This window comes from Endozoicomonas sp. PH6C (assembly GCF_059322965.1).
Genome location: NZ_CP185342.1, coordinates 702,335 through 721,610 on the forward strand (window position 1 = coordinate 702,335; position 19,276 = coordinate 721,610).

The 19,276-nt window shown below is 48.4% G+C and carries 19 protein-coding genes and 1 other RNA gene; 5 read left to right on the forward strand and 15 right to left on the reverse strand.

Going from position 1 to position 19,276, the window contains the following annotated elements; genetic code table 11:
• Positions 1 to 29: 29 nt before the first annotated feature.
• The 10 genes from ispA to ACOMG9_RS02910 form a co-directional block, all read right to left on the reverse strand.
• A complete protein-coding gene (ispA, locus tag ACOMG9_RS02865) occupies positions 30 to 917 on the reverse strand; it encodes a (2E,6E)-farnesyl diphosphate synthase (RefSeq protein WP_448215685.1) in 888 nt (295 codons plus the stop codon).
• Between the two features lie 3 nt (positions 918 to 920).
• A complete protein-coding gene (locus ACOMG9_RS02870) occupies positions 921 to 1,163 on the reverse strand; it encodes an exodeoxyribonuclease VII small subunit (protein ID WP_317143495.1) in 243 nt (80 codons plus the stop codon).
• Positions 1,164 to 1,400: 237 nt separating this feature from the next.
• Positions 1,401 to 2,873, reverse strand: coding sequence for an alanine/glycine:cation symporter family protein (locus ACOMG9_RS02875; RefSeq protein ID WP_448215686.1), 1,473 nt, complete (start codon positions 2,871 to 2,873; stop codon positions 1,401 to 1,403).
• 307 nt (positions 2,874 to 3,180) lie between these two features.
• The gene (locus ACOMG9_RS02880) at positions 3,181 to 3,657 is read right to left on the reverse strand and encodes a GNAT family N-acetyltransferase (protein WP_448215687.1); all 477 of its coding nucleotides are present in this window, start codon (positions 3,655 to 3,657) and stop codon (positions 3,181 to 3,183) included.
• Positions 3,658 to 3,786: 129 nt separating this feature from the next.
• Positions 3,787 to 4,647, reverse strand: coding sequence for a hypothetical protein (locus tag ACOMG9_RS02885; RefSeq protein WP_494529722.1), 861 nt, complete (start codon positions 4,645 to 4,647; stop codon positions 3,787 to 3,789).
• A gap of 326 nt (positions 4,648 to 4,973) precedes the next feature.
• A complete protein-coding gene (locus tag ACOMG9_RS02890) occupies positions 4,974 to 5,423 on the reverse strand; it encodes an ATP-dependent zinc protease family protein (RefSeq protein ID WP_448215689.1) in 450 nt (149 codons plus the stop codon).
• A 5-nt stretch (positions 5,424 to 5,428) separates the two neighbouring features.
• Positions 5,429 to 6,457 (reverse strand): succinylglutamate desuccinylase/aspartoacylase family protein, encoded by a 1,029-nt coding sequence (locus ACOMG9_RS02895; RefSeq protein ID WP_448215690.1) that lies wholly within the window; start codon positions 6,455 to 6,457, stop codon positions 5,429 to 5,431.
• 11 nt (positions 6,458 to 6,468) lie between these two features.
• Positions 6,469 to 7,371 carry a 30S ribosomal protein S6--L-glutamate ligase gene (gene rimK, locus ACOMG9_RS02900; protein ID WP_422136856.1) on the reverse strand — a complete coding sequence of 301 codons (903 nt, stop codon included), beginning with the start codon at positions 7,369 to 7,371 and terminating at the stop codon, positions 6,469 to 6,471.
• 278 nt (positions 7,372 to 7,649) lie between these two features.
• Positions 7,650 to 8,065: a transfer-messenger RNA gene (gene ssrA, locus ACOMG9_RS02905) on the reverse strand.
• A 127-nt stretch (positions 8,066 to 8,192) separates the two neighbouring features.
• Complete coding sequence (locus ACOMG9_RS02910) at positions 8,193 to 9,503, reverse strand: ATP-binding protein (RefSeq protein WP_448215691.1); 1,311 nt, start codon at positions 9,501 to 9,503, stop codon at positions 8,193 to 8,195.
• 412 nt (positions 9,504 to 9,915) lie between these two features.
• On the opposite strand from ACOMG9_RS02910, the gene ACOMG9_RS02915 reads away from it, so the two are divergent.
• The 3 genes from ACOMG9_RS02915 to ACOMG9_RS02925 are packed head-to-tail and all read left to right on the forward strand — an operon-like array spanning position 9,916 to position 13,164.
• Positions 9,916 to 11,298, forward strand: coding sequence for a glycosyltransferase family 4 protein (locus ACOMG9_RS02915; RefSeq protein WP_448215692.1), 1,383 nt, complete (start codon positions 9,916 to 9,918; stop codon positions 11,296 to 11,298).
• A gap of 23 nt (positions 11,299 to 11,321) precedes the next feature.
• Positions 11,322 to 12,080: a class I SAM-dependent methyltransferase gene (locus ACOMG9_RS02920; protein ID WP_422136859.1), complete on the forward strand. Its 759-nt coding sequence runs from the start codon at positions 11,322 to 11,324 to the stop codon at positions 12,078 to 12,080.
• A complete protein-coding gene (locus tag ACOMG9_RS02925) occupies positions 12,073 to 13,164 on the forward strand; it encodes a prenyltransferase/squalene oxidase repeat-containing protein (RefSeq protein WP_448215693.1) in 1,092 nt (363 codons plus the stop codon). Before ACOMG9_RS02920 ends, ACOMG9_RS02925 begins: the two co-directional genes overlap by 8 nt.
• On the opposite strand, the gene ACOMG9_RS02930 is transcribed toward ACOMG9_RS02925, so the two are convergent.
• On the reverse strand, positions 13,161 to 13,922 hold the full coding sequence (locus tag ACOMG9_RS02930) for a class I SAM-dependent methyltransferase (RefSeq protein WP_448215694.1): 762 nt from the start codon (positions 13,920 to 13,922) through the stop codon (positions 13,161 to 13,163). The two genes, ACOMG9_RS02925 and ACOMG9_RS02930, sit on opposite strands and share 4 nt — an antisense overlap.
• Between ACOMG9_RS02930 and ACOMG9_RS02935 the strand changes: the two genes are divergently transcribed.
• A complete protein-coding gene (locus ACOMG9_RS02935) occupies positions 13,908 to 14,630 on the forward strand; it encodes an acyltransferase (protein ID WP_422136862.1) in 723 nt (240 codons plus the stop codon). The two genes, ACOMG9_RS02930 and ACOMG9_RS02935, sit on opposite strands and share 15 nt — an antisense overlap.
• A 52-nt stretch (positions 14,631 to 14,682) precedes the next feature.
• On the opposite strand, the gene ACOMG9_RS02940 is transcribed toward ACOMG9_RS02935, so the two are convergent.
• Complete coding sequence (locus ACOMG9_RS02940; protein WP_448215695.1) at positions 14,683 to 15,738, reverse strand: hypothetical protein; 1,056 nt, start codon at positions 15,736 to 15,738, stop codon at positions 14,683 to 14,685.
• Between the two features lie 120 nt (positions 15,739 to 15,858).
• Between ACOMG9_RS02940 and ACOMG9_RS02945 the strand changes: the two genes are divergently transcribed.
• On the forward strand, positions 15,859 to 17,406 hold the full coding sequence (locus tag ACOMG9_RS02945) for a cryptochrome/photolyase family protein (protein ID WP_448215696.1): 1,548 nt from the start codon (positions 15,859 to 15,861) through the stop codon (positions 17,404 to 17,406).
• Between the two features lie 52 nt (positions 17,407 to 17,458).
• On the opposite strand, the gene ACOMG9_RS02950 is transcribed toward ACOMG9_RS02945, so the two are convergent.
• From ACOMG9_RS02950 to ACOMG9_RS02960, 3 genes are all read right to left on the reverse strand, one after another.
• Complete coding sequence (locus ACOMG9_RS02950; protein WP_448215697.1) at positions 17,459 to 17,857, reverse strand: hypothetical protein; 399 nt, start codon at positions 17,855 to 17,857, stop codon at positions 17,459 to 17,461.
• Between the two features lie 91 nt (positions 17,858 to 17,948).
• Positions 17,949 to 18,722 (reverse strand): SDR family NAD(P)-dependent oxidoreductase, encoded by a 774-nt coding sequence (locus tag ACOMG9_RS02955; protein ID WP_448215698.1) that lies wholly within the window; start codon positions 18,720 to 18,722, stop codon positions 17,949 to 17,951.
• Complete coding sequence (locus ACOMG9_RS02960) at positions 18,719 to 19,264, reverse strand: DUF3833 family protein (RefSeq protein ID WP_448215699.1); 546 nt, start codon at positions 19,262 to 19,264, stop codon at positions 18,719 to 18,721. The genes ACOMG9_RS02955 and ACOMG9_RS02960 overlap by 4 nt, the downstream gene beginning before the upstream one ends.
• Positions 19,265 to 19,276 lie beyond the last annotated feature (12 nt).

The window sequence follows — 19,276 nt, forward strand, 5'->3', positions numbered from 1 at the left end:
TTTTCTATTGGAATACTGCTCAGATCGGTTCAATGAGATCTCTGGATGACATACTCTGCCATTTGCCTGAGTATTATGGCTCGACCCCCGAAGCTTTCAAGGGAGTGAATCGCCTGCTGAGAAAGGGAGCTGGCGAGCTCTCTGGCTCCTTCCAGTCCCATGAGCGATACGTAGGTGGGCTTGTCGAGAGCCAGGTCTGCCCCCTGTTGTTTGCCCAGTACTTCGGTGTCGACAGTGACGTCAAGAATGTCATCCTGAACCTGAAAGGCCAGACCAATAGCGTTCGCATAACGAATAAGGTGGGTCAGTTGTTCCCTTTCGACTTTACCGCTTGAGATGGCGCCCATGACAACACTGGCGCGAATCAGCGCCCCGGTTTTGTGGCTGTGCATTAACTGCAGCTGTTCCTGATTCAGAGGACTGCCTACCGAGTTGAGGTCCATGGATTGGCCACCGCACATGCCCCCATGGCCAGAAGCACGGGCCAGCTCCCCGACCAGTTGCAGACGGACAGGCGCGGGTAATTCATGACTGTTGGTAGCCAGTACTTCAAAAGCCAGGGTTTGCAGAGCGTCACCGGCCAGAATGGCTGTGGCTTCATCAAAAGCTTTGTGACAGGTGGGTTTGCCTCTTCTAAGGTCATCGTCATCCATTGCTGGAAGGTCATCATGTACCAGGGAGTAAGCATGGATCAGCTCTACAGCGCAGGCAGCAGGGTCTGCCTGAGTCTGCTCGCCGCCGAGAGCTTCAGAGGCGGCATAAACCAGGATCGGTCGGACACGTTTGCCGCCGTTAAAAACGGAGTAGGACATAGCCTCAACCAATCTTTCACTGACCTGACTGATTCCGGGAAGATGATTTTTGAGCTGCTCATCAACGCGGCTTTGACAACCCTTGATGTATTCCAGCAGAGTCATGGATTATTGGCCTTCTGTCGGATCAAACGGGCGGGTTTCCGGCTGGCCCTGATTTTCCAGAAGCTGCTGGACTCTCTGTTCTGCTTCAGTCAGGGCTTTCTGACATTCACGTGTCAGCTTTACCCCTTTTTCAAAGGCCTTCAGTGACTCTTCCAGCGACATATCACCGGATTCCATTTGCTGGACCAGTGTATCCAGTTCTGTGAGCGACTGCTCAAAGGCGAAGCCCTGCTTTTTTTCCGGCATGCTCAGAAACCTTTTCCATTGACTTGGTGAGGGAGTACCTGCCTTTGGGATGACCTTTCACAGCCAGAGTGCTTCAGTGCATGGCAAAAAGGACGGTACTCACCTGGATAACTTTAAACGGGCCCAAGCATATCACAAATCCGGGTTAGGACAGGTTCTGCTGAAGCGGTTTTATGTCAGGCAGGAGAGCATTTCCAGGAAAAAGAGGTCGGGCAGGTGGCTCGACCTCAACAGATGTTATTCAGTAGCCGTCTGGGCCTTCACTTTCGGGATAGGGTATGGTTGAACCCCGCCAGCATTGTGCTCCTGCCATACGTCTTTATCCATGGTCTCATCAAGCAATGGAAACTTCTTACGGTTAAATACCGGGACAACGCCGTCAGCCACCTGTTCGTCAAAGTCTTTCAGAACCTGCACAACGATGCCTGACAGTAGCAGAATAGCGGTAATGTTGATCAGGGCCATGATACCCATAGACAGATCGGCAAAAGCCCAGACGGCAGGAAGATTGCCAATAGAGCCCCAGAACACCATAACCAGCACTGCCAGACGATAAAGCACCAACAGAGGCTTGCTGTTTTTGATAAACAGCAGGTTGGACTCACCGTAGTAGTAGTTGGCAATGATGGAAGTGAAAGCAAACAACAAAATGGCTACTGCAACCAGATGTTCACCCCAGGAGCCTATCTCACTGGACAGGGCAGCCTGAGTCAATGCAACGCCGGTCAGGCCACTGCCCGGTTCCAGCATGCCAGACATCAGAATGATAGCAGCCGTGGCTGTACATACGACGATAGTGTCCATAAATACCCCCAGCATTCCCATCATGCCCTGACTGACCGGGTGAGTGGAGTGTGCAGTCGCTGCAGCGTTGGGTGCGCTACCCATACCCGCTTCGTTGGAGAAAAGACCGCGCTTGATACCTTGCATCATCGCCTGGGAAACCATGTAGCCAACACCGCCACCCATAGCTGTTTCAAGACCGAAAGCACTCTTGAAAATCAGAGTGAATACAGCTGGCAGTTCAGAGACATTCATGGCAACGATCACGAGAGCCACAGCCAGGTAGCCCAGAGCCATCACAGGAACAATCATTTCAGCGACTTTGGCAATGGAACGAATGCCGCCAAAGATAACAATGCCGCTGACCAGTACCAGACCTGCACCAATGTACTCAGGAGCAATGTTATAACCCGAAAAAGCAGCCGCAATAGAGTTGGACTGAACACTGTTGAAAGCAAATCCGAATGCGATAATCAGGGCGATGGAAAAAGCAATGCCCATCCAGCGCTGACCCAACGCTTTCTGCATATAGTAAGCGGGACCTCCGCGATAGGTGCCGTCGCCATTGTTGGTTTTGTAAATCTGGGCGAGAGTGTTTTCTGAAAAGCTGGTTGCCATACCCAGCAGGGCGATCAGCCACATCCAGAAGATGGCACCGGGTCCACCCAGGTAGATGGCAACGGCAACACCGGCGATATTACCGGTACCTATTCGGGCCGCAAGACTGGTGCAGAATGCCTGGAACGCAGAAATCTGGCGGTGGGAGTGGGTTCTGCGACTTCCCATCATGGTTTTGGCGGCCAGACCGAAGCGGCGAAACTGCACGAAGCGGGTACGAATAGTGAATAAAATACCGGCTCCTAGCAGCAGGTAAATCAGGATACTTCCCCAAAGAAGATTATTCGATGCAGAAATGAAATCGTTCATAGTAATTCCGGAATATCAATATGACATAAAGTTTGTTTTTTATTATTTCCATATAATATAGATGAATAAACGATGATAGATAGGTACAAACCCTGTCTTTACGGTTCAGCTGAAAGTCACGAATAGCAACGGGTTAAGAGGCTGCTGAAAAACTACCGAGTCAAGCTGAGACACAGCACCAATTGGCGAAAAAGGCCAGTTTACAGCGAGTAAATGAGCATCCCAGCCGCCTACAGGGCTGCCCTCGGAGAAGCGCAGCACTTTTGCGACAGCCTCTTAGAAGTGTGGGTGAAACCACAACAATGAGTCAGCAGGCATCATCAGAGAGGTTTTTCGTCATGGGAATGCAGTCCAGCCGAAGTCCTCTGGAAGAATGATAAGTCGACACTTCATTTCCTTCAAAACCACAAAGTCTATAAAAGGGAGCCGCATTCAAAGTTGAATTCAGCTTCATCTCAGGTAGACCGGCTTCTCTCGCAATCTGTTCCAGGTGAGTCATCATCCTGCGGGCTACGCCCATTCCCATAAATCGGGGGTCCACAAAGATGGCATCGATCATACCGTTCCCGATATCAATCATTCCTGTACCGGCTACTTCCCCTTTCATCATCACAACATGAAAATTCTGCTCAACGTCATCGACAAATTTCTCAGTGGCAGAACCATCAGTCCAAAGAGCGATGGCTTCATCACTGTAATGGCCTTTGCATTCAGAACGTATCGCCAGAGTTCGAAGCTCAAAAGCTCTATGGGCATCGCTGCCTTGTGCTTTTCTTATTTCCATTGTTGTCAGGGATCTACTGCTTTTTTGCGAAGAATAGCTTTTAAAATCTAACAGTTATTGACATGTTATGTTAGCCGTCTTTCTGCTTGAGGCCGCCAGACTGTCGATTGATAGCAGTAATCCCTGATATTACAGTTCCGGTTTGCCTGAGGGTTGATCAGGATAATTTAAAAGATAAGCGTCGTTTATGCCGTCGGCTGTGTCATCGTAGTCAATCACATTGCCAGTTTGATAGTGACCGGTTTTATCAACGCTACAGAACTGGTGGCCTCGTATCATGGCCTGAAGCAGGCAATATTCTGTGGAGTAGGGAGGGCCATAAACCGTATGCGTGGCAAATGGCTGACCATTGCGCACAGCCCAACCAACGCCTATCCACGTGGCATAAGACATGTCTTTACGCATAGCCTGCACCAGAGGGAGGGGCAATACACCTTCGCCTACCGCTGCATCAAACACCTTGCATTTAGCCTGTGTGGAAAGTTTTCCGAAAGCAATGCTTTCGTTCTGCAAAGGTTTTGCGCACATGCTGATATCGCTTGAATCAACCACTTCTGGTTTTTCAGCAGAGCAGAACTTGAAAAGATCTGCCAGAGCGCCTGAGCTCAGAACCCATTTATCAGACTGGTCAGGGCTGAGTGGATCATTTTTGTGCTTAGGCAGTATTTGAAATCTTGACTGGACCTCACTTTCCGTCGCATCCAGCCAGAAATAGTCATTGCTGCGCCTGATGTCATAGCCACCTTCACTCTTTACTTCATAAACACAAAAGTGCTTTATTTTGCCATCCGCCTGGTCGGTTTCACTCAGATCCAGTGCCGCCCTGCCGAAAAACCATTTTGGTTGATCTGGCTCAACTTTATCATCGATGAGAATACACAGGTTGCCGTCGGCAGGCAGAACCGACTGCTGCCGCCAACATGGTTCGGCACTCGTACCCAGAGAAAATAACAGGGTGAAAGGAAGGCCAAATTTGAGAAATCTCTTCATTGCACGATCCTCCAATCTTCAGAACACTTCGCTTCAGTCAAGAAGTTTAGTGAATTAATTAGAATGAGCTGATTTAAAATTGCTTAACCCATACACATAAGACACGCTGGACCCCGTATAAGTTCCCGAAAAACACTAGCTGATGACTGCTGCATGGTTAAAAATCCGAAAATCACTTTACCGGTGGTCTCCTTATATCTTTCCATCTGGAATGGCATCCCGGGTGGCAACTTCATCGACGAGAATATACAGGTCGCAATCGGCAGGCAGAATCGAGTGTTGCTGCCAGCATGGTTTGGCATTCACACCCAAAGAATGTATCTATCCTATTTGTTCTTCATAAATTTCCGAGAAGGATCTACTAAAAAAATATTAGCCATCCCTTCTCTTCCAAGTAACATCAGATATGTCATCTTTGCACGGTTAGAAAGTGTTACATCGATAGTCCAGATGTGGTCATGCAATTTTAATGTGGTACTAATCACATACCGTTTTTCTATCATCCCGTTTGATGACCTTATGGTTTTGATATCTTTAACAGGCGCTTTACAGTTTAGAACTTCTTCCACGTTATGGAGGTTCGGATGCAGGTCAAACATAACCCATGGGCTCCCCTCGTCTTCAAAGGATATTAAATTGTCCACATGCAGGGAGGAGGTTTTTGCTCCGGTATCAATGCGTACTTCAACGCCACAAATACCCAGGTCTGGCAGGTCGCATAGCTCTACACAGCCAATAACAGGTTTGTTGTTTGCTTTTTGTATTTTTTTAAACATTCAAGTTACTCCAAGGCGGACGATTCAGTTTGCAGCTCTTCCTGCATCATTTCTATATCTTCAGCAACATCATCATCGGATGCAGAAAAGAAAGCGATATGAAACATAGCCTCACCCTCCTGAACGAGAGGGATATTCTGTTTACCAATAATGATGCCTGCCTGTGTCGCTTTTACTACATCAATGACTTCACCAAGTGGGCTACCAATAGTGGCTAATGGAGTTCCCTTATCAACCTGATCACCAAGATTTTTAAGTGAGTTGATAATGCCGCTGGCATTAGCCCTGACCCACGAACTTTTGTTCGCTATGTAGGGAGTAAAAGCTTTTATTTTGCGCCTTAGTCTAAGCATCCCCAGTTCAGCTAACACATTGATAACGCCATGAACTCCCGCACGTATACTGACTTCATCAAATCTTAAGGCTTCTCCGGCTTCATAAAGCAGTATTCGCGCATTGTGCTCTTCAGCTGCCTGTCGAAGAGAATTATCACGAATATTGGCGTTCAATAAAACGGGTACACCGAATGCACGGGCCAGAGAGAGTGTTTCTTTATCCATCAGATTGGCACGAATCTGAGGCAGGTTTGAGCGATGAACAGCACCTGTGTGGAGGTCTATGCCGTATTCACAGAGGCTGACTATTTCTTTCAGGAATATATGAGCTAACCGGCTGGCCAATGAGCCTTTCGGTGAACCGGGAAAGCTTCTGTTTAAATCTCGACGATCTGGGAGATATCGGCTTTGATAAAGCACGCCATAGACATTAACCATTGGAACAAGAATTAATGTGCCCACAGTAACTTTAAATGTCTTTAAATTTATTAGCCGACGAATAATCTCAATACCGTTCAGTTCATCACCATGAACAGCTGCAGACACAAAGACTTTTGGACCTGGTTTTTTACTGTGTATAACATGTACAGGTACTGAAAAGTCCGTATCGGTGTACAGCTTTGCAACCTCCAGACTAACTTGTCTGGTTTGCCCGGCCTTGATCACGGAGCCACCGATACTGATATCTGGTAATAACATCTTTGTCACCTTCAGCCTTTTCCACGGGTTCGGGTTGATTTAGTTGCTTTGCTTTCAATAAATTCGTAGATCATGCCAGCAACATTTTTTCCTGTTGCTGTTTCAATGCCCTGCAGTCCCGGAGAGGAGTTAACTTCCATAACGACTGGCCCATTGTCAGATTGTAAAAGGTCGACACCACAGACATTCAGTCCCATTACTTTTGCGGCATTAACGGCAGTCGCTCTCTCCTCTTTTGACAAACGGACAAGCGTTGCTGTTCCACCGCGATGGAGGTTTGAGCGAAATTCTCCATCTGCTCCCTGTCGTTTTATAGCGGCTACGACTTTGCTACCAATCACAAAGCAACGGAGATCTGCACCTCCTGCTTCTTTTATAAACTCCTGAACTAAAATATTAGCTTTCAACCCAAAAAAAGCCTCAATTATTGCTTCTGCTGCTTTCTGATTCTCTGCGAGAACTACTCCGATACCCTGAGTACCTTCCAGTAATTTTATTACCAGGGGGGCTCCACCTACGTTTTTGATAAGGTCCTTTACATTCTCGGGTTTACAGGCAAAGCCTGTTCTTGGTAATCCAATATCTTTTCGTGACAACAATTGTAAAGAACGTAATTTGTCGCGAGAGCGAGTAATGGCGACAGATTCATTCACACAGAATGTGCCCATCATTTCAAATTGCCTGACGATGGCAGTGCCATAAAATGTAATTGAAGCGCCAATTCTTGGTATCACTGCATCGTAGTATGGAAGAGACTCACCATCACAACGAACAGTGGGGCGACTGCGTGTTACATCCATATAACATCGGAGTGTGTCAATAATATCAACTTCATGTCCTCTTTCTTCGCCGGCTTCTTTTAAACGACGAGTAGAGTACAGTTTGGGGTTGCGAGACAGTACTGCAATTTTCATATTGACTCCAAATTACTTCAAGATAGAAGTTTGTGGGAACAAACAAACTTGATAAGAAATCTTTATTTCCTCAAAAATAGTCCGTCAGGGATGATGTGTTTCAGGCAGGTGGCAAATGTTCATGCGCTCGAGAATTGCACGACCCGGAGATAAACCTGCGAAAACGGCTGGAAGTTTCGCTCGACAAACCTTTGATACTTTTTCGGAACCCTGAAGAAAAAGTGTCTTGTCAGACATAAAAAAAGCCCTGCAGATCAATTATCCACAGGGCTTTATATTGGTGGAGGCGGCGGGAATTGAACCCGCGTCCGCCGATTCTCAGCCTTCGGCTCTACATGCTTAGATCCGCCTTTGGATTTAACTCAGTAACGACCCAGCGGTCGGGGTTCTACTGAGCGATCCTGTTCAGTTTTAGCTGGCCAGCCACAGGCATACCGGGCCTCGCGAGTCTACTTACGGTGACAGTCCAAAAACCGGCCAGTAGACGAGCCGGACAGACTGGAAGACTCGTAGGGTTTAGCTACGATTAAGCTGCAAGTGCGATCTCTTCTTGATCGAAGAGTTCGTTTTGAGCGTCTCCAAGAGCTACCAGGTTGGCAACTATAAGGTTTGTAGTGTTTTGATTAACGAGAACCACTACGTCCTCGGCATGCACCTAAGGTTTCGATACCGTCGTCGAATCCAGATCGCCCCCGGATCAAAACTTCATTGGATCATTTAGTTATAGGCCATCTATAGAAGTAAGACAATTTTTTATATATCTCGCTCCCATCTCTTATTGTTCCAGCAGCACCTGGCGAACAGAAGTCCGGCTATCCAAATTACCCCAGAATCTCTTTGATTTTAGAAATGTAATACAAAGGCAGGACTCTGGCAGCAGGGTCATCCAGTGAGCCTGTTGAACCAATCAGCTTGAGTGTTGTATTTGGGCTATATCGCTGGACATAAGTTTGCAGCGATTTGGCTCGAGTCCTTTTGCCACTTTTTACTTCTACAGGTACGATGTCACCTGCTTCGGTTTTATACAGAAATTCGATTTCACTTCTGGCGTATTCCCATGAATAGGTTGGCTTGCCGATCAGGGTGATGAGTTCGTTTTGTATGAAGTTTTCTGCGATAAAACCCTTGTAGTGATACTTCTGATCCCGATGCTCCTTGTAGTTGATCTGCAGCATGTGTCCCAGTAAGCCAATATCGAATAAAAACAGTTTGAAGATATTTTCTTTGGCCAGTGGTTTAAGGGGGGAGTCAGGCTTGCAGTCTATGGGGTGACACTTGGATATCAGTCGGCAATTTTCCAGCCAGTTAATGGGGCCCGCCAGCTCTTTGTAGCGACTTTTTTTCTCTAAAACGTCTTTGAACTTAAACCGTTTAACTGAGTCGTCCATGGTATTGGATAACTGAACTGGCACATTTTTAAAAATTGCCTGTATATGTTGTGCAGAAAGTTTATCGGAGTACTTTCCGAAATCACGCTCATAACCCGAGAGAAGTGAAGTATGTATTTGTTGGACTGTCCGGGTTCTTTCAGTGATGTCTTTATCAACCCCAAACCAGGCCTTTACTGCTTCTGGCATCCCTCCAACAAAGTAATAGTCAATAAGCAAACTGAAGAGCTTTTCATGAGCTACCTTACCCAGATTCATTTGTTCAAAAGCTTTAACCAGAGGCGGTTGATTGGAGGCCAGGAGGAATTCCTCAAATGTCAGTGGGTAGAGTTCAAGCCATTCCACCTTGCCAACGGGAAATGAATCCAGAAGACCAATATTTGACCCCGATGCACAGAGATACATTTGAGGACACTGTTCAGCAAAAAACTTCAGGGAGTGAAGGGCCGCCAGACACTCTCCAACCTCATCAAAAATGATGAGATCCTTTTGCCTGTCAATGCTGATGTTCAGTTCAATCTCGATATTGGTGATAATATCGTCTGGTTTGAGAGAGTCGGCAAACAGGTTCGCCAAACCGGGCTGCTCAAGAAAATCCAGGCGTATGACTTGTTCAAAGTGTCCACCGAACAGTGTTTCAAGGAGAAAAGATTTGCCCGTTTGCCTTGCGCCATCAAGCAGAACAGGCTTTCTTGAGGGGCTTTGCTTCCAATCAAGCAGTTTTTTCAGCAACAATCTTTTCATGGGGTATGTCGGATTTTTGATCGTTCTTCAATAAAGTGTAGGTGTATACACTTTTATGCGCAATAAAGTGTATTTTTATAACATTTTATTGCGCATAAAAGTGTTATAACAGTTTTTTTGCGTGGCCAACATTCTGTCCAAAAGATCAGGCATGAAGGTAGATCTGTCATTAGTTCGCTGCAGACAAAGAGAGCATGACCCTCAGAGATTCATTCGATATGCACCCGCCATTTCACGCCCGCTTCACTTTATGCTATTTTCCCACGACCCTGACGATCAGGAGCCTGTCCGAGTCTGACAGAAAGGACTCACCCGCAAATGATACGGGTAGAAAACGGTGGCCTTTGTCCCGTCACATTCAGCAAACTGCGCTGTTTCAAGCCCATAAACCAGTCTGGTGACAGGTTATTCAATGACCATACAAGAAAAACTACCCAACACACTGACGTCAGCAAGCCCTCTGTCGTCTGAGGTATCTAAACAGCCTGCCAGGTCGCTTAAAATCTGTCTGCTGTGTTATCGAAGTCATCCTTTCGTGGGCGGTCAGGGCATCTACCTCAAATACCTGAGCAAGGCTCTGGTCGAAGCTGGTCATCAGGTGGATGTTATTTCCGGCCCTCCCTATCCGGATCTTGATCCCCGGGTGGGACTGATTGAAATCCCCAGTCTGGATCTGTTCAGCCAGGAAAGTCATGTCACAGCCCTGAGACCCAGACACCTGAAATCCTGGTCTGATTTTTTTGAATGGTGGGCCATGCTGACCGGAGGCTTTGCCGAGCCCTACACATTTACCCGTCGTGTCGTGAAATATCTGCACAAAAACGGTCATGACTACGACATTATTCATGACAACCAGAGTCTGGGCTATGGCCTTCTGGACCTGCAAAAACAGGGTATTCCTGTTGTCGCCACCGTCCATCACCCCATAACCCGCGACAAACAGCTGGCTCTGGATGCCGCGCCTGACTGGAAGCATCGTCTGTTGACCCGTCGCTGGTATTCTTTCCTGACCATGCAGGGCAGAGTGGTTCGTGAACTGAAGCACATTGTCACTGTTTCGGAACAGTCCCGGGGGGATATCGCTGAAGCCTTTGAACGTCCAGCTGACGATATCAGTCTTATTTATAACGGGATTGATACCGAAGCCTTCAGCCCTCAGCCCCATATCGAACGCAAGCCATTCAGAATTATGACAACAGCCTCTGCGGACCAGCCTTTGAAAGGTTTAAAACACCTTCTGGAAGCCATGGCTTTGTTAAAACCGGACTATCCTGAGCTGGAACTGCTGGTGGTAGGCAAACTGAGAGCAGGTGGTCAGACAGAGCGACAGTTGAAACAACTGAATCTTGGTTCAGCGGTAACTTTTGTGTCCGGCATTTCCACTGAACAAATGGTGGAATACTATTCCGAAGCCGCCATTGCTGTGACCCCTTCACTCTATGAGGGTTTTGGGCTGCCGGCCGGAGAAGCCATGTCCTGTGGATGTGCGGTAATTTCTTCAGACGGAGGAGCTCTCCCTGAAGTTGTGGGAGATGCTGGCCTGATTGTCCGGGCTGGCAACAGCAAAGCCCTGGCACAAGCCTTGCGGACACTGTTGGAAAACCCTGAACAGCGGATGAAATACGGCCAGCTTGGCCGACAACGAATTCTGGATACCTTCTGCTGGAAACTAGCCGCCAGACAGTTCAGCCAGTATTACCTGAACCTGTTGGATACTGAACAAGAACCCGAAGAATTAAAAGCCACAATCGCTGCCGATGCTGAGCCTGACCAGCGAACCGCTGTCAGCGGGTGATGCCAGAGGATAACTGAAACAACATGCAAACCATAGATTTTAATCGTCTGAAGTTACGCAGTGGCGATAAAGTGCTGGACGTGGGTTGCGGTGAGGGCCGTCACTCCATTGCAGCCTGGCTGAAGGTCAGAGTGGATGTGACAGGTTTGGACCTTTGCGAAAAAGACTTGCAAACAGCCCGTGACAGGCAGCAGGAGTCTGAACAATTTCTGCAGGGGGCAGAAGACGGTCGCAGTCTTCGTTTTATTCAGGGCAACGCTCTGGAATTGCCTTTTGAAGACGACACGTTCGACAAAATAATCTGTTCCGAAGTGTTGGAGCATATTCCCGATTACCTGGGGGTGCTGGCCGAGATCAAACGGGTATTGAAGCCCGATGGTTTGCTGGCAGTCAGTGTGCCCAGAGCCTGGCCGGAAGAGATCTGCTGGCGACTGAGCAAGGCATACCATGAGGTGGAAGGTGGCCATATTCGCATCTTCAACGCCACGCATCTGCGCCATGATATCGAATCGCTTGGCTGGCGTCGTTATTCACGACACTGGGCTCACGCCCTGCACGTTCCCTACTGGTGGCTGAAGTGCTGGAAATGGGAACAGCCCTCTAAACTGGTCGATCACTATCACAAACTGCTGGTATGGGATCTTATGAAAAAGCCGAAGGTGACCCGCATTACCGAAAAGCTGCTTGATCCGGTCATGGGAAAAAGTGTCGTGATGTACTTCGAGTGGGAGTCAGGCAGAGGTAAATCCAACGATACCAACAAGGAGGTCTGTTATGGATAGCCTGCTGCTGACCAAAGGCCTGTTCCCAAGAGATTTTCTCAACAAAACAGCAGAGCACATCCTCTCTGTACAGCAGGAAGATGGCAGCATTCCCTGGTTTACCGGTGGCAAGCTGGACCCCTGGGATCATACCGAAGCGGCCATGGGACTGAGTATTATTGGTCATTATTCTGAAGCTGAAAGCGCCTATGGCTGGCTGCGAAAAGAGCAGCTGGAAGATGGCAGCTGGTTCGCCAACTATCAGGACGGCAAGCCTCTATACAGTGATAAGCGAGAAACGAACTTTGTCGCCTATGTGGCGACCGGTGTCTGGCATCACTATCTGATTACTGAAAATATCGGGTTTCTGGAACTGAACTGGCCCATGGTCGAAAGTGCCATCCAGTTTGTACTACGACAACAGTCGTTTACTGGTGAGATTTACTGGGCGGTCATGGAAGATGGTCAACCCGACAAAGACGCGCTGATTACAGGCTGCTCTTCGGTTCTGAAAAGTCTCGAATGCGCCATTCTGATCGCTCAAGCGCTGAACAGGAAGGTTGAGCCATGGCTCAATGCCTGGCAACAGTTGGGGCAGGCTCTGAAATTCCATCCCGAGTACTTCGACCGCACCTGGGAAAGCAAAGAGCGTTTTTCCATGGACTGGTTTTATCCCATTCTGGCCGGTGTCTTCCGTGGTCAGGAAGCCCGTGACCGAATCCAGACATTCTGGGACAAGTTTGTACGTAAAGACATGGGCTGTCTCTGTGTCAGCGATCAACCCTGGGTCACCATCGCTGAATCCTGCGAGCTGACCATGGCGCTGCTGGCTGCCGGTGAAAAGCAGAAAGCCACTCAGCTCTATAGCTGGTTGCACAACTGGCGTGACAGTGATGGCGGCTATTGGACAGGCTATCAATACGTTGAAGAGGTGATCTGGCCGCAGGAAAAAACGACCTGGACTGCCGGTGCTATTTTGCTGGCAGCCGATGCTCTGACCGAGCACACAGCCGCTTCCCGTCTGTTCCTGGAATCAAGTCTGGAGATAAAACCGGAAGTGGAACTGCCAGAAACCGAAGAAGCTCTGGCAGCAGTTAACAATTAAAGGCGGCGGAAAAGCCCCAGAGTGTTGACCATGGGCAGCTCTTCAAACAATCCGGAGGCTTTCGCCAGCTTCCAGATATTGTAGGGTGCCTGCCCACCGTCTTTGGGATCGGGGAAGATATCGTGTATCGCCAGAATGCCGCCGGGCTTGATAAAGCTGACCCAGCTGCGAAAATCTGTCCGGGCAGCTGCTTCACTGTGACCGCCGTCAATAAACACCATGCCCAGAGGCGTGGCCCAGTGACGAGATGCTACCGCTGAAGGTGCAACAACAGGGACAACCGTATCTTCCAGTTTGGCTTCGCGCATTGTGGTTCGGAACGCTTTAAAGCTATCCATCTGTTGAATGCTGGCATCGTAGAGGTCACTGTCATGATACTCTTCTCCCAGCTGGTGCTCTTCTGAACCCCGGTGGTGATCGACGGCGTAGAGCACACTGTTATTTTGCTGACAGGCAACACCCAGGTAGACCGTAGACTTGCCACAGTAACTGCCAATTTCCAGACAGGGGCCCAGCTGGCTGGCTTCCAGGGCGAACTGATAAAGTGCTTCACCTTCATCCGGTGCCAAAAAGCCTTTAACCGAATCGATATTGAGTGGCAGTTTTAGAGGCATAGCTTGTAAAAGACCCGTTTGTAAAAGACCCGTCTGTAAAGAGGTCGTTCGTTTTTTCAACTTATACGTCGGAAGTAGTTCAGTCAGATGACTGGCTGCAAAGGCATAATAACAAATCAGGCTTGGACAGTGCGTAAAAATCATAAACCTTTCTGGATCAAGGTGCTCTCAGACCGCTGGCAGCGGTTTTATATCCGGCACTTTTTCAGCAAACATTTTGAACATCTGGGCGAACACCCCATGGTGGTTCACCCTTCTACAGTCAATGTGCATGGTGCCGGTATTTCCATTGGTCGTTTTGTCCACCTGATCAGTATCCGCCATAACCCGGTCAGTCTTTCCACCTGGAGCGGCCGGGGAATCCAGGGTGATATCAAAATAGGTGATCATTGCCTGATATCTCCGGGAACTACAATATCTTCAGCAGCCAGCATTACCATTGGTGACAACTGTATGTTAGCCGCCGATTGCTACATATCCGACAGCGACTGGCACGGTCTCTATAACCGTCTGCGCCCCTTCCGTTGCAGCAAACCTATTGTGCTGGAAGATAATGTCTGGGTGGGGCACGGTGCGAAAGTTGGCAAGGGTATCACTATAGGCGAGAACAGTGTTGTGGCAGCAGGTGCGGTGGTTGTGAAAGATGTGCCTCCCAATACGGTAGTGGGAGGCAATCCGGCTAAAGTTATTAAAAAGCTGAACCCCCAACGCCGGATGCTGAAAAGAGAGTTTATGTTTCGGGACAGCGATCGTTTCCTGCACATGCAGGAGGAACTGGATCGCTATGTTTTGGGGGGGAATAGCCTGAGAGGCTGGGTTCGTCACAAGCTTTTTCCCAGAAAAGGTGATTAACTTTGACGCCCCGGCAGGCTCTCATGAATACTTAGCCCGGAATCAAGAGGGTTTACAGGTCAGCCATTCTCCAGATTCCCAGCAGATCCGGCACTTCATCCTTGCCTCTCATAAAGTCATTAATAGCTGCCGCCAGGGTTGAATAATCGACTCTGCTTGCGGGCATTGAGGCAATGACGACCGGAATCGGTTTGTTATCATCAGCCGCAAAGGTAATGTTGATGAAACCCCTGGCAATGCTGACGGTGAAATACTGGTATTTGGACTGACCATAAAATGCCAGCAGGTAGACGACGTCTTCATGTTTTGCAGCGTGCTCTGTAACGGCAGCAATGATGACATCAGCCTGACTTTTGCCACTGTAATGGCTGACGACTTTTCCGGGGTCTACTTTACTTAGTTGCAGGCCAGATCCACCGGCTACGGCATTAAACCCCTTGCTCATGCCCTCGGCATTGCCGGTGTTGCTCCTTATGAGTCTTGAATCTTTGCTGTTCGAGGTAAAGCTGACGATGTCATTAACCTGGTCAGTACGTGCCTTTGAACCGATGCCCATTAAATTAACAAGATCTTTATTGATATTGAAAATCATGGTTCTGGCATGGCTGCTTTCTATGAGCTTTCTGAAACTTCTTGCACGAGAGGGCAGGAGTGACTTAAAAGCTTTTTTAATCAAGGAAGGCGTTTTGTAAAGTAAGAGCCCGTCATCTCTGTTGCGGGATGCCTCAATGCCGGCATTAAATTGCCTGCCGAAGTCCAGCGCCTTCATGGCATCCAGAACATCCTGTGCCGTGGGTTTACTCTCAGAAGCTGACAATTTATAGGCTTCACAGAGTTTGGAAAAATTCTCCTCAGCCTTGGCTCCAAGAGCTGTATAGGCTTCAGAGAAAGCAGGGTCCACAGAGTGGTCGTTACCGATGGCTCCGGCAGCGAGCATTTGTTCATAATAAGCAGAATTGCCGACCACTAAAGCAGTCTCGGGATAGGCGCCCGATACGCTCAAACCGTAGGCTGTGGAAACCATATCAATCATTCCCTGATTGATTTCTTCCGCTGGAGCCTTAAGTGGCAGGGCCAGAATCAATAGAATTGTCCATAAATACTTCATAATGGTACCTCCTGATAGTAAATCCGTTTAATAATTTAGACACGACTAAGGGTGAGAAAGTTCCTCTTGCCCCAGAAGGCATTAAAGGTAAGGATGTAGGCAGATACTTGCGAAGGTTCTATGAAAACCTATTCAACACTGAGGCTCATCCTCGGAGACCAGCTATACGCTGGCCATAGCTGGTTCAGTAACAAAGAGCCGGATACCCTCTATCTGATAGCAGAGCTCTATCAGGAAGCCTCCTATGTAAAGCACCATGTACAAAAGATCTGTGCCTTCTTTGCAGCGATGGAAGCCTTTGCTGCGGCACTGGCAAAGTCCGGCCATGAGGTTTTGCATTTAACCCTCGATGAGACGGCTCAATACGAGGATTTGCCATCCCTTCTGCAAGCACTGGTCAAAACCCACGGGATCAAGCGGTTTCAATACCAGAGAGCCGATGAATACCGGCTTCTGAGGCAGTTGCAGGACATGAATATCGGTGTCCCTGTCCAGGAAGTCGATAGCGAACACTTTCTACTGCCGTTTGATGAGCTTTCGAGCTATTTCGCTCAGGGCAAAGCCACAAGGATGGAGCACTTTTATCGCAAGATGCGAAAGCGATTCGACATTCTGATGGACGGCGATCAGCCAGAGGGCAGACAGTGGAATTATGACCAGGAGAACCGTAACTACTTCAAAGCCAGTGATCTTGAAGAGATCCCGGAGCCACTGGTGTTCAGTAATCCGGTGACAGGCATTCTGGAAAGGCTGGACAGACACCCTATTCAATATTTTGGTAAAGCCACTCCAGAGCTGATCTGGCCGATTACGAGGCAGCAGTCACTCAAACAACTGCGCTACTTCTGTCAACACGGATTGCCGCAGTTCGGGCAGTTTCAGGACGCTATGACTCACCAGAGTGATAAAAAATGGAGCCTCTATCACTCCCGTCTTTCCTTTGCCCTGAACAGTAAAATGCTGACCCCAATGCAGGTCATTCAGGCCGCAGTCAGAGCCTGGCGGGCAGACCCTGAGTCCATCTCCATTGCTCAGGTAGAAGGATTTGTCCGACAGATTCTTGGCTGGCGGGAGTACGTCCGGGGCATTTACTGGGTCAACATGCCTGAGTATTCCTCACTCAACTACTTCAAGGCTCAGCGTGCATTGCCAGACTTTTTCTGGACTGGCGAAACCCGAATGACCTGTCTGCAGGAGGCCATTGGTCAGTCTCTGGATTATGCCTATGCCCACCATATCCAGAGACTGATGATTACCGGCACATTCTGTTTGTTGGCAGGAATCGACCCCGGTCAGGTTGATGAGTGGTACCTGGGCATTTATGTGGACGCTATTGAGTGGGTCGAACTCCCAAACACCCGTGGCATGAGCCAGTTTGCAGACGGTGGTTTGTTAGCTTCAAAACCCTATGCGGCAAGTGGTAACTACATCAACAAGATGAGTGACTACTGCAAAAGCTGTCACTACGACGTAAAGCGAAAAACCGGTGAGCGAGCCTGCCCATTCAACAGTCTTTACTGGCATTTTATGGTCAAACACAGGGAGCAACTGAGCAAGAACCCCAGAATCGGCATGATTTACAAGAACTGGGACAAACAGTCCGGTGATGAACGGGCAGTTATTACCCATCAGGCAGAGGTGTATTTGAGGGAAATAGACGAGCTTTAGCAAAAACGCCTTAAATCCTTGCCCAGCCGAACATGTTAGAGCTTTTTATTGGCTAAGGTTGGCCCACTCGCTGCCTGACCAGTAACGATTGATTTAAATAGCGATGCTGGCCTGATGAATGAGTATCCATTTCAAAATCCCCGGTCAATTCGTAAACCGCCCAGCCGGAAGCAAATTTATCCAGTTCACTTTGGTTATTTTGCATAAAAGCTGTGGCTTCTCTGGCACTTTTAAACGCCAATCCACCGGGATATAACCCCCAGAACATAGGCCCAAACTTGATGATATTTTTGCCTTCCGACAGGGCGCTCTGATAGCTGGCATCACCAATGGTAAATATGGGGTGGGTAATATCCTCTCTCACCAATGGGGTGATGGAGTCCATTACCCCAAACCAGACAATGGCAGCTATTGCAATGATCAGGATGAGCAGGTACTTGGCAAATTTCATAAGGAGCCAGATTTGTTATTGGTTGATCAGCCTACCAAGTCTCCGAAACAGGGTGCCGTTGAGTCCATTCTGGCACAACCTGAAGAGACCATTATTGATTCAGCCGACCGGTCACACCAAAATAGGCTCTATAGGGCAAAATTCTGAGCATTCCCATCATCATGCCAAACACCTTCGGAAATCGAATTTCAAAATGTTTGCCATTTAAACCGCGCAGAATAGCTTCTGCTGCTGGCTCAGCATCCATCAGAAAGGGCATCTCAAAGGTGTTTTTATCCGTCAGAGGGGTTTTTACAAATCCCGGATTGATCAGTTTGATATCCACACCTTTCGGTTTCATATCCGTATACAGGGACTCAGCCATATTGATCAGAGCTGCCTTGCTGGCCCCATAAGCGGCAGCAGCAGGTAAACCACGATAGCCGGCCAGCGAGGCATTAATCGCCAGGGTTCCCGACTGCTGGTTCACCATCATGGGGATTAACGCATCCAGACAATGACAGACGCCCATCACATTCAATTCGAAGTGTTGACGCATATGGGTGGATCTGAAATCCACGCCTGCTGTTTTGATAAATGTGCCTGCATTCAATACGGCAATATCCACCTGACCAAAGCGGCTCATAATCTCCTCGGCTACTCGCGTCACCTCATCCTGACGGGTCACGTCGGCAGGCAAAGGGATAATAACTCCCTCCAGATCAAGCGCTTCGTTCTGTAGCCGGTCCAGATTGCCGAAACTTCGCGCCGTAGCTATGACCGTGCCACCTTGACGGGCCATCATTAAAGCCAGCTGGCGACCGATTCCCTGGCTGGCACCGGTAATCCAGATTACCTTGTTTTTCAGAGATGGGAGTTTCTTCATTTTTCCTTCTCTGATTCTGTGTTCGAAAGCTGCAGTTTTTCCAGCGATGATGCACTGATCAGCGAAGCATCTTTACTGAAATAGAAGGTCAGGGTGCCCAGCCTGAACCCCCATTTGCTGACATCAGCAATATTGAGAATCTGGCCATTTTCCTGCAGGAACAGCCAGTCATCAAATTTCACCCGCCAGTTGATTCCCTTGATGGGTAAATTCATTTCATAGGTCCAGTTAAAGGTGTTGCCCTGACTGCTGCCTGTGGCCAGACCGATCAAATCATCTGCCTGACCTTCATAGTGGCTGTCATCCAGTATTTTGATTTTCCACAGCCGGTTGGATGCAGTGCCATCGTCATAAATAAAGTCCTCATTCAGTATTAGTATATTGTCTTCTATTCGACCTTTCATGATGACTTCAAAGTAGTTCTGCACTTTACCGAAGCGATCAACAAACTCACCCCAGGCATAGGTGGTGCCCTGGAAATATTGTTCAATGGTTAGAACAGGTTGGTCCTGCCTGTATCGTTTCTGTATTGCTTCCCGCATAACTAAGACCTC

What these genes read in the sequence shown, in the direction of transcription:
- ACOMG9_RS02910 (WP_448215691.1), bottom strand. Translation starts at nt 9,503, where the DNA reads ATGAAAAGATTGTTGCTGAAAAAACTGCTTGATTGGAAGCAAAGCCCC.
- ACOMG9_RS02915 (WP_448215692.1), top strand. Translation starts at nt 9,916, where the DNA reads ATGACCATACAAGAAAAACTACCCAACACACTGACGTCAGCAAGCCCT.
- ACOMG9_RS02925 (WP_448215693.1), top strand. Translation starts at nt 12,073, where the DNA reads ATGGATAGCCTGCTGCTGACCAAAGGCCTGTTCCCAAGAGATTTTCTC.
- ACOMG9_RS02885 (WP_494529722.1), bottom strand. Translation starts at nt 4,647, where the DNA reads ATGAAGAGATTTCTCAAATTTGGCCTTCCTTTCACCCTGTTATTTTCT.
- ACOMG9_RS02940 (WP_448215695.1), bottom strand. Translation starts at nt 15,738, where the DNA reads ATGAAGTATTTATGGACAATTCTATTGATTCTGGCCCTGCCACTTAAG.
- ACOMG9_RS02955 (WP_448215698.1), bottom strand. Translation starts at nt 18,722, where the DNA reads ATGAAGAAACTCCCATCTCTGAAAAACAAGGTAATCTGGATTACCGGT.
- ACOMG9_RS02895 (WP_448215690.1), bottom strand. Translation starts at nt 6,457, where the DNA reads ATGTTATTACCAGATATCAGTATCGGTGGCTCCGTGATCAAGGCCGGG.
- ACOMG9_RS02920 (WP_422136859.1), top strand. Translation starts at nt 11,322, where the DNA reads ATGCAAACCATAGATTTTAATCGTCTGAAGTTACGCAGTGGCGATAAA.
- rimK (WP_422136856.1), bottom strand. Translation starts at nt 7,371, where the DNA reads ATGAAAATTGCAGTACTGTCTCGCAACCCCAAACTGTACTCTACTCGT.
- ACOMG9_RS02930 (WP_448215694.1), bottom strand. Translation starts at nt 13,922, where the DNA reads ATGATTTTTACGCACTGTCCAAGCCTGATTTGTTATTATGCCTTTGCA.
- ACOMG9_RS02960 (WP_448215699.1), bottom strand. Translation starts at nt 19,264, where the DNA reads ATGCGGGAAGCAATACAGAAACGATACAGGCAGGACCAACCTGTTCTA.
- ACOMG9_RS02880 (WP_448215687.1), bottom strand. Translation starts at nt 3,657, where the DNA reads ATGGAAATAAGAAAAGCACAAGGCAGCGATGCCCATAGAGCTTTTGAG.
- ACOMG9_RS02945 (WP_448215696.1), top strand. Translation starts at nt 15,859, where the DNA reads ATGAAAACCTATTCAACACTGAGGCTCATCCTCGGAGACCAGCTATAC.
- ACOMG9_RS02870 (WP_317143495.1), bottom strand. Translation starts at nt 1,163, where the DNA reads ATGCCGGAAAAAAAGCAGGGCTTCGCCTTTGAGCAGTCGCTCACAGAA.
- ACOMG9_RS02875 (WP_448215686.1), bottom strand. Translation starts at nt 2,873, where the DNA reads ATGAACGATTTCATTTCTGCATCGAATAATCTTCTTTGGGGAAGTATC.
- ACOMG9_RS02890 (WP_448215689.1), bottom strand. Translation starts at nt 5,423, where the DNA reads ATGTTTAAAAAAATACAAAAAGCAAACAACAAACCTGTTATTGGCTGT.
- ispA (WP_448215685.1), bottom strand. Translation starts at nt 917, where the DNA reads ATGACTCTGCTGGAATACATCAAGGGTTGTCAAAGCCGCGTTGATGAG.
- ACOMG9_RS02950 (WP_448215697.1), bottom strand. Translation starts at nt 17,857, where the DNA reads ATGAAATTTGCCAAGTACCTGCTCATCCTGATCATTGCAATAGCTGCC.